The organism is Vibrio sp. 10N.261.46.A3 (assembly GCF_041472995.1).
Taxonomy (GTDB): Bacteria; Pseudomonadota; Gammaproteobacteria; order Enterobacterales; family Vibrionaceae; genus Vibrio; species Vibrio coralliirubri.
Genome location: NZ_JBFRRH010000004.1, coordinates 108,254 through 116,754 on the forward strand (window position 1 = coordinate 108,254; position 8,501 = coordinate 116,754).

7 protein-coding genes are annotated in these 8,501 nt (G+C 43.8%); 4 read left to right on the forward strand and 3 right to left on the reverse strand.

Annotation, left to right across the window (positions count from 1 at the left end):
* Both AB4484_RS01765 and AB4484_RS01770 read right to left on the reverse strand, forming a co-directional pair.
* A partial coding sequence (locus AB4484_RS01765) for a TonB-dependent siderophore receptor (protein WP_372076169.1) occupies positions 1-1,986 on the reverse strand: 1,986 nt, incomplete at its 3' end.
* A 206-nt stretch (positions 1,987-2,192) separates the two neighbouring features.
* Complete coding sequence (locus AB4484_RS01770; RefSeq protein ID WP_372076171.1) at positions 2,193-3,101, reverse strand: helix-turn-helix domain-containing protein; 909 nt, start codon at positions 3,099-3,101, stop codon at positions 2,193-2,195.
* Positions 3,102-3,365: 264 nt separating this feature from the next.
* Here AB4484_RS01770 and AB4484_RS01775 point away from each other — a divergent pair, with 264 nt between their 5' ends.
* Both AB4484_RS01775 and AB4484_RS01780 read left to right on the forward strand, forming a co-directional pair.
* Positions 3,366-4,127: a siderophore ferric iron reductase gene (locus AB4484_RS01775; protein ID WP_372076173.1), complete on the forward strand. Its 762-nt coding sequence runs from the start codon at positions 3,366-3,368 to the stop codon at positions 4,125-4,127.
* 77 nt (positions 4,128-4,204) lie between these two features.
* Entirely contained in the window at positions 4,205-4,990 is a 786-nt protein-coding gene (locus AB4484_RS01780; protein WP_372076175.1) for an ABC transporter ATP-binding protein, read from the forward strand.
* A 129-nt stretch (positions 4,991-5,119) separates the two neighbouring features.
* Here the strand turns inward: AB4484_RS01780 and AB4484_RS01785 are convergent, their stop codons facing one another.
* Positions 5,120-6,313: a multidrug effflux MFS transporter gene (locus AB4484_RS01785; RefSeq protein ID WP_050620738.1), complete on the reverse strand. Its 1,194-nt coding sequence runs from the start codon at positions 6,311-6,313 to the stop codon at positions 5,120-5,122.
* Positions 6,314-6,583: 270 nt separating this feature from the next.
* Between AB4484_RS01785 and AB4484_RS01790 the strand changes: the two genes are divergently transcribed.
* Both AB4484_RS01790 and AB4484_RS01795 read left to right on the forward strand, forming a co-directional pair.
* Entirely contained in the window at positions 6,584-7,669 is a 1,086-nt protein-coding gene (locus AB4484_RS01790; RefSeq protein WP_050620739.1) for a PQQ-dependent sugar dehydrogenase, read from the forward strand.
* 448 nt (positions 7,670-8,117) lie between these two features.
* Positions 8,118-8,327 carry a cold-shock protein gene (locus tag AB4484_RS01795; RefSeq protein WP_010430417.1) on the forward strand — a complete coding sequence of 70 codons (210 nt, stop codon included), beginning with the start codon at positions 8,118-8,120 and terminating at the stop codon, positions 8,325-8,327.
* The last annotated feature ends 174 nt before the right edge of the window (positions 8,328-8,501 follow it).

Consider the following 8,501-nt stretch of genomic DNA (forward strand, 5'->3'; position numbering starts at 1 on the left):
GCTTGCTGCACCCAAATCATAACCCACCGATAAATCAACAACTGTGTAAGAAGGAACTTTACCCTGAGTATTGCTTGCGTCCATTTGCATTTCGCCAACGTAACGAGCACCTGCACTGAATCGAGAGCCTGCTAGCATGCCGTTAAATACGTTGTAGTTAGCCCACATGTTAGCTGTGTGTTCAGGCACATAGATTGGTGTCGTACCTTCTAAACCGTTGCTAGAGTCTTCGGTAATTTCCATATCAACATACGTGTATGAAGCCGCAATATCGAAGTTTTCTGTCGCAAACCAACGTCCAGATAGCTCTGCACCTTGCGATACAACTTCACCCACTTGGATCCTTGGACCATAAACGTTTGTCGGGTCTGTCATCAACATGTCTTGCTTAACAATATGGAATAGAGAAACCGTTGCTTCTTTCGACATATCGTCAGACAGGTATTTCACACCAATCTCTGCTTGTTGTGCGTTTTCCGGATCAAACTCATTACCCGCTTTATCAACACCCGGAGCTGGCTCGAAGCTCGTCGCGTAACTTGCGAATGGCGCTAATCCATTATCAAACTGATACAAACCACCTAAACGGTAAGTAAATTGTTTATGATCGGATTCATGGGCGTAGTAATCACTCTCAGATTTGTAGTGATCAAATCGCGCACCAGCAATCAATACTAATGCATCTAAACGAACTTGATCTTGAACGTAGAAACCTAGCTGACTTGACGTCGTGTCATCTAGATATTCACCCGTCTTAGTCACATCACTACGGTCTAGTAGATCATTGTTCGGGTTCAATGGATCAAAGCTATTGAAACCACTACCATTCGCACTGTACGACGAGTAGTTAACATTGCCATCTAGGTCTTGGTAATCTAAACCAAGCAATAAGTTATGCTCTACTGAACCAACATTAACGATACCGCTCAACTGGTTATCAATAACAAAACCTTTAAAGCTCTCATCAGTAGAGTACAAGTAACGGTCTAGCTGGTTCGGCGTACTTGGATCGTAACTCACATGGTAAGTGTTCTCTTGATATAGAGATGCGTCGGTATAGCGAGCATTCTGTAAGAACGTCCAATTGTTATTGAAGTCATGGTTAATCTTATAGCCAACCATCAACACTTCACGTTCGAATTTACTCCAGTTCTTATCACCCATAGAAACAGACGGATCGCTTGCTTTCAGCACATCGAGTGGCATTGCCGAGTTGATGCCCATTGAAGGATCATTCTGGTAGTACAGATTGAAGTTGATTAATGTGTTGTCGGTTGCTTGCCAATCGACAGAAGGAGCAATTAAGTAACGCTCTTCTTCTGCATTATCAACTTGACTGTCTTGCTTGCGAGCAAGTGCGATCAAACGGTAAGAAAAATCACTGTCACCAAACTGACCTGTGGTATCAATAGACGCTTCTTGTAGATTGCGAGAGCCAGTTGCCACACCAACTTTAGTCGACGATTCCGTTTGCGGAGCTTTGGCAATCATGTTCACCATACCACCCGGTGGCATTGCGCCATAAAGCACAGAGGTAGGCCCTTTGAAGATCTCGACTTGCTGCATTGCGATCGGATCAATCTGCGGTTGTAGGTTCCAACCATTCAAGAATTGAAGTGAGAGACCATCGTAGTAGTTAACGTTGTTGGTAGCAAAACCACGGATAGAGTAAGAATCAAACATTGCTACCGAGCTACCACGGTTTTCAGTTACAACACCCGGTGCATAACGAAGGGCTTGATTCAAAGATTGAACACCTCGTTGCTCTAACTGTTCTTCATCAATGACCGTAATACCTTGAGGCGTTTCTTCTGGCTCAAGTGCCGATTTCGTTGCTGTATTACGATACGCTTTGCCCATGATTGTGACAGTTTCTACATTCGATTCTGCCGCAGTAACGGTTTCTTCCGCTAACGCTTGCGCTGAGAACGCAGTCAACAAAGCGACTGCCAATGATGAATACTTAAAACGAGTGTGAGTGGTCATAATTCCCTCGGTACCAATGCTTAATATAAATAATAATAAATCTCATTTGCATTGTATGTATCTATGAATGGGATAATTAACAATTTGGTGCAAGTTCAAAAAGAACTTGACCTATTTATAACGAAATTAGGTCAATTGATGATTAAAAATACAATTAACCCTATCAACAAGAGGGCTTTGCTTGGGAGGGAATGACGAGGATATGACTACGATTTAATAATAGGGATCCAGTACTCCATTTCTGCACTAGCGGCATGAGCTTGATAGCCAAATGGGTACACTTCAAGCTCATAACCATCAAGACCACGATAGCCGGAACTTGGCATCCAATTCAGCACAAACCAACTCAAGGTATGTCGCAGATTCTCGATAGGCCCACAGTGCTTCACCACGGCATAGGTTTGCTTGGGGATGGTCAGCACTTCTAACTTTTCAGAAATTAGACTCGGTAGTTGCGGAATTGAAACTTCGTCATGAAGCTCGACCCCTGCCCAATAATGAATGTTAGTCCCGTCGAAGCATGACTGAGTGAGATCGACAACACCAATAAACTGCAGTGCGTTGTCATCGGGCAAACTCACCTCACTTTCCAAGCGTGACCATAACTGAGGGACTTTTTGTGCAAAATCTTGGGTCAGTGAAAACAAGCCGCTGATTTCTGACGTCATGCCTTTAACAAGAAACGACTCTTTTTCGTCGATGCGAACTTCAACAAAACTCAGAGCGCCTTTCTCTTCTGCACTGACGGTTTCAGATACTTGTATCGGCTTCCTTAGCCCTACTCTTTTACCCGCTTTTCTATATTGGCTTGGGCTTGCCCCAAACATCTGCTTAAAGGAACGACTAAAACTAATTTCTGAGTTGAACCCAAGCCCGAGTGCAACATCAATGACACGCTCTTTTCCATCAAGTAGCTCTTCTGCAGCCTGACTCAGTTTTAGCTCTCTCACATAGTTAGCCACAGTAAGCCCAGTTTCAGCTTGAAACACTCTTTGCAGTTGCCAGCGAGACCAACAGCTTTGCTTAGCAATATCTTCTAGAGATAGTGCAGAACTAAGGTTCGCATGGATATAAGCCAAAACGCGGCTGATACGGTCAAATGCAGGTGTGTTCATATTCAAGCTTTCATATTCTCGGTGGTGGCTAAGGCGTGTTGACCTTTCGGGGTTGAATAAAGCTCAACACGATCTAAAACATATTGGTTTCAGCAATACTTTTATCATTTAAAAAGGCTTTGATCACTTAAAAAAGGCTAAGCCGCGTACAATTCATAAATTAACCAAAACAGCAAAAGCCCAACGTAGATGCTCCATTTTGTATGGTTATCCTTAATTAGGTTCGCTATGATAACGCAACTGATTCTCATTTAATGGTTTAAGATGCTTTCCCAGCTCCACAATATTGTCACTCGTAGGAGAGCTCCGTCTCTACATCAGAAAATTTTCGCTTACTCAAAGCAAGTTACCCCTTATTTAAGCGGAAGCTTTGGTGCTCTGCACAGTAAGAGCATTGCAATAACGAATGACGATAGCCATAAAGAGATCAAACGCGTTTACGATGGCCTCGCACAAAACCACCCTGAAGCGGGCAAAGCCTATTGGTTAACCCGAACGTGGGATCTAGTATGCTGGCAACCCATCTATGTGACCTTCATTTCCATTTATGGCCTTCACTCACTGCCGGATATTAAGAACATCGGTCAGTTTAGATATAAAGAGTTTGTCACAGGCTACCGTTTCTTTAATGGTGATCATCAACACGGTTCACCAGAAGAACTGATTCCACAGGCGGGCGAAGCTATTCTTGCGCTGACCGAGTTTTATCGCAGCCAAATCAGTGAGTGGACACGTATTCGGCCTGGGTTTACCAATCATTTATTAGCTGACCTACTGTTAGGCAGTTTGATAAAGCTTCAGCAGCACGAACCAAGCCTGACCAATGACTATATCACTGAACAAGCTAAGCTTTGGTTAGCGGCATGCCAATTGTCGGAAAGTCATTTGGACAGCCTGAAGGTTGATGCAAACTCAGGCATGCTAAAGCTAATCAGAGTCAGTTGCTGCTTAGTTTACAAATGCGAATCAGGGAAGTATTGCGACGATTGTCCAAGACACCCCGACAACAAAAAAGCAGCTAAATAACACCCTCTATTTTTAAAGGCCAATAAAGCTCGTTTTATTTCATTGAGTTGCTTTATTGGTCTAGACACAGGACTGACATGTTTCAGCTTTCAAACATCAAAATTGTTCGTGATGAACGAACCATTCTCTCAATTGAAGACCTTACGATTCCGACCAATGAACTCACCGTCGTTCTTGGCCATAATGGTTCAGGTAAATCTACACTCGTTAATTTGCTATCAGGGCAGATGTCACCGGATCATGGCAGCGTTGAACTGGGCGGCACTTTTCTTTCTTCACTAAAAAGTAAAGACTTAGCCAAGAAGATTGCGTATTTACCACAAAAGCTCCCTGCTTCTGCTGGCTTAACGGTGGAAGAACTGGTTCGTTTAGGGCGTTTTCCTTGGCGAGGCGCGTTAGGTCGTTGGAATTCAGAAGATAAGTCGATCATCCTTCAGGCAATGGAAAGAACTGGTGTTACTGAATTCTCACAAGCATTAGCGGATGACTTATCTGGTGGTGAACGTCAACGCGCGTGGGTCTCTATGTTGCTGGCTCAACAGTCACCGGTATTGATCCTTGATGAACCGACTTCTGCATTGGATGTACATCATCAGTTTCAGCTAATGGGCTTACTGTCTGAACTGAACAAAAAGGAAGATGTAGGGGTAATCGTTATTTTGCACGATCTGAACCTAGCGCTGCGTTACGCCACGCATATTGTCGCGCTCAAAAAAGGTCAGATTGCGTTTGAAGGCAGCGCGGATAAGTTACTTGATGAACAAGCACTATCGGCTTTGTATGAGTCCCCTATCCGACTGATCGATCATCCAGTTCCCGCTAAGACAGCAGCAAGCGAAAAGGTCGCCGTTGTCTGTGAATAGTTCGGATATTTAAGTCTAAGCTCTAAGCTCTAAGCTCTAAGCTCTAAGCATAAAAAGGCCATTGAAATTCATCATTTCAATGGCCTTTTCGTTTCCACTAGCCAGGCAGCTAGCTAACTAACTAAACAACTAACTGAGCTGAGACTCTCTCGCTTCTTGGCTACTGAAACCGCGCAAAATGTTAAACAGGGTAATCAATGTGAACAGCATGATGACGAGCGATAAATGCCACGCTTCCCCTAGCCCTAACTGAACCAGCCCCATACTCACCATTGAAGACACCACCATCTGCCCGCCACCAGACATCGCAGCAGCCGCGCCAGCGTTCTTCTTATAAGGCAACATCACTAACGCCTGAGCGCAAGGTAACGCAATACCATTACCAAGGATCATCAAGAACTGGCCAAGCATGAGATACAAAGGTTCGAGTGGACAGAAGAAAAGCCACAAGGCCGCAGCAACGTGTAATACAGGTGTGCATAACAGAGTTTTCTTGTTACCCAGCATAGGGCGAATGCGGTTACATAAGCTTGTTCCACCAAGCATACCTAATGCAGGAATCACCGCCCACATCGCGTATTCATCTGACGTCATACCAATCTGGTTTTGCATGATAAACGGCATCACTGATACGGTGGTGATCATCAAGCTAAAGTTAAGCCAACCGATACTCGCAAAGCTCATAAAATAACGAGAAGTGAGTAACTCTTTATATTGAGAAACCATTTTCTTCGGCGAAGGGATCGCCGAAACCTGAGTCACGGTTTCCTTAAATTTGAACGCCAATACCACCCAAGCTAAAGAGACATAGCCAAGTAGTGAGATGAACACCATGCTCCAACCGAAGTGGAAGTTAATGAATCCACCGATAACCGGCGCGATCAAAGGTGTTATAGACGCAACCATAGCAATGTAAGACATCGCGAGCGGCAAATCTGCCCCACTGAATCTGTCTCGCGTAGACGCACGGGCAAGTACAGCGCAACAACCGGTTCCTAAACCTTGCAGGAATCGCCCCATCACCATACTGGTAAATGAGTGGCTGAAGAAGATGATCATCAAGAGGCCCAGCATCGCAATCAACAAACCGCTTAGCAGTACCTTCTTACGGCCAAGAGCATCGGAAATAGGGCCATAAATAAACTGGGAAGGGCCAAAGCCTAATAAATACACACTCACCAAAAGCTGAGCTTGCTCTAGCGAGACATTAAAATCTTTTGCGATCCAAGGTAAAGAAGGAAACACCAAGCCCATACTGAGCTGGCCGATACTGATGACCAAACAAGCAAGTAAGATCGATTTAAAATCAAATCCACGACTCATCGTTTAATACGTCCATTTGAAGAAAAATCGTGCGTATCTAACTCACAACATAAAAACTGAGAAAATAGCGAAAATGCTGCTGACGAGTTGTTCATAATGCTCCGACGGGATCAAATAGAGAAAGGCACAGTAAACATACGTGAGCTTGTATAATCATACAATAGTCGTTCAACTAAATATGTGAATAGTCACTTTTCAGCAACCTCGGCTTTCCGCCTATCGGCCACAAGCGCTAGACTAACACTAGATGCTCATAATCAAGGGACTTCAATGAACACTCATCACCGTATTTTTTCATGTGCTTTGGCGCTGTTTGCCTCAGGTCCTGTAACGTCAGCCTTTGCGTGGCAGGCAGAGAAGATCACCGACGGACTCGTTATCCCTTGGGGCTTAGCTTACGTCAACGATAAGTCGATGCTAGTCACAGAAAAATCAGGCGTCATTAAACATGTCGATTTAAAAACAGGCGATCAAAACACACTGTTCAGGCTACCCAATGTATGGGCGAAAGGCCAAGGTGGATTATTGGATATTGCACTCTCCCCTTTTGAAAACGAAAAGTTCTACGTCACTTACAGTAAAGACGTCGATGGTGAAGGTGTAACAACACTGGCTTCTGCTAATTACCACAATAATGAAGTCACCAATTGGACAGACGTGTTTGTATCTAAATCCAGAACGGACACCGGACGTCACTTTGGTAGCCGTATCACCTTTGATGATAGCCACCTGTATTTTTCAATCGGCGACCGTGGTGATCGAGACAACGGCCAAGACACCATGACTCACGCCGGATCAATATTACGATTGAATGCCGATGGAAGCACACCAAGCGATAACCCATTCACGGATAACAATAAGGTGCTCAATGAGATTTGGAGCTTTGGCCATCGCAATCCACAAGGTCTTTATTACGATTCCCCGACTCAAAAGCTTTGGTCGATTGAACACGGTCCTCGCGGTGGTGATGAAATTAACCTAATAAAAGCAGGTGCCAACTATGGGTGGCCAGTCACCTCACACGGAAAAGAGTATTGGGGCCCTATCAGCGTTGGCGAATCTGAAACCAAAGATGGTATTGAAGCGCCTAAAAAAGTCTATGTCCCTTCAATCGCTCCGGGCAGCTTGATTGTTTATCAAAGTGACAAATACCCAGAGCTGAAAGGCAAACTGCTGGCTGGCGCACTAAAACTTACTCACATCAATATTGTGACAGTCAATGAACAAGGTGAGGCAATCGAGGAAGAACGCATTTTAGAGGACTTGGGCGAAAGAATAAGAGACATCGAAACTTCACCAAACGGCGACATCTTCTTCAGCACCGATAATGGCAACTTATACCGCTTGAAAAAGTAGTCTAGACTTTGTTCAAATAAAAGCATTTCACCTAAAACGACATTTATAAATATAAGCCGTTAAAAGTGGGCTCAACGCCCAGTTAGCGGCTTCAAATTTGCAAAAATGAATGCGCTAAAACAGTGCATTTACTCCAAATTCGTCATCAATTTCGACCACCTTTTTCACAAAAACTACAACAAATCACCATACAACTGTAACTCCATGATATTTAAGGAATGCAAAGTTTGACTACCCCCAAGTTTCTGCAACCTTTCCCTATGTATTCGATTGACTATCCCCTGATTTGATTTAGACTCGTTCCCGGCTAGAAAGAAAGTTCTTTGTATATAAACATTTCGTTGGATTACTAGTAACCCCGTTGTGTTGTACGCAATAGCAATAAACTTTTCCGCGCTATCAGTGCCACAATTGGCTCAAAATAAAAATTTAATTTTAGGATATCATCATGTCTAACACAGTTACTGGTACAGTAAAATGGTTCAACGAAACTAAAGGCTTCGGCTTCATTCAACAAGAAAACGGTCCAGACGTATTCGCACACTTCTCTGCTATCACTGGCGACGGTTTCAAAACTCTTGCTGAAGGCCAAAAAGTTGAGTTCGTAGTATCTCAAGGTCAAAAAGGCCCACAAGCTGACAGCATCAAAGTACTTTAATCTAGTATTTTAAAGCTTTCTAAAAATAGCCAGCCTCTGCTGGCTATTTTTTTACCCGCTATTCAGAGATTTAAGGTAATATTCCCCTTCACTATTTCTACCTAAGACACCCTCTCAATGGCTCTTAAACCGACAATCTACAAGTTTCGTATCTCGCGGATTTCAGTAGCCAGT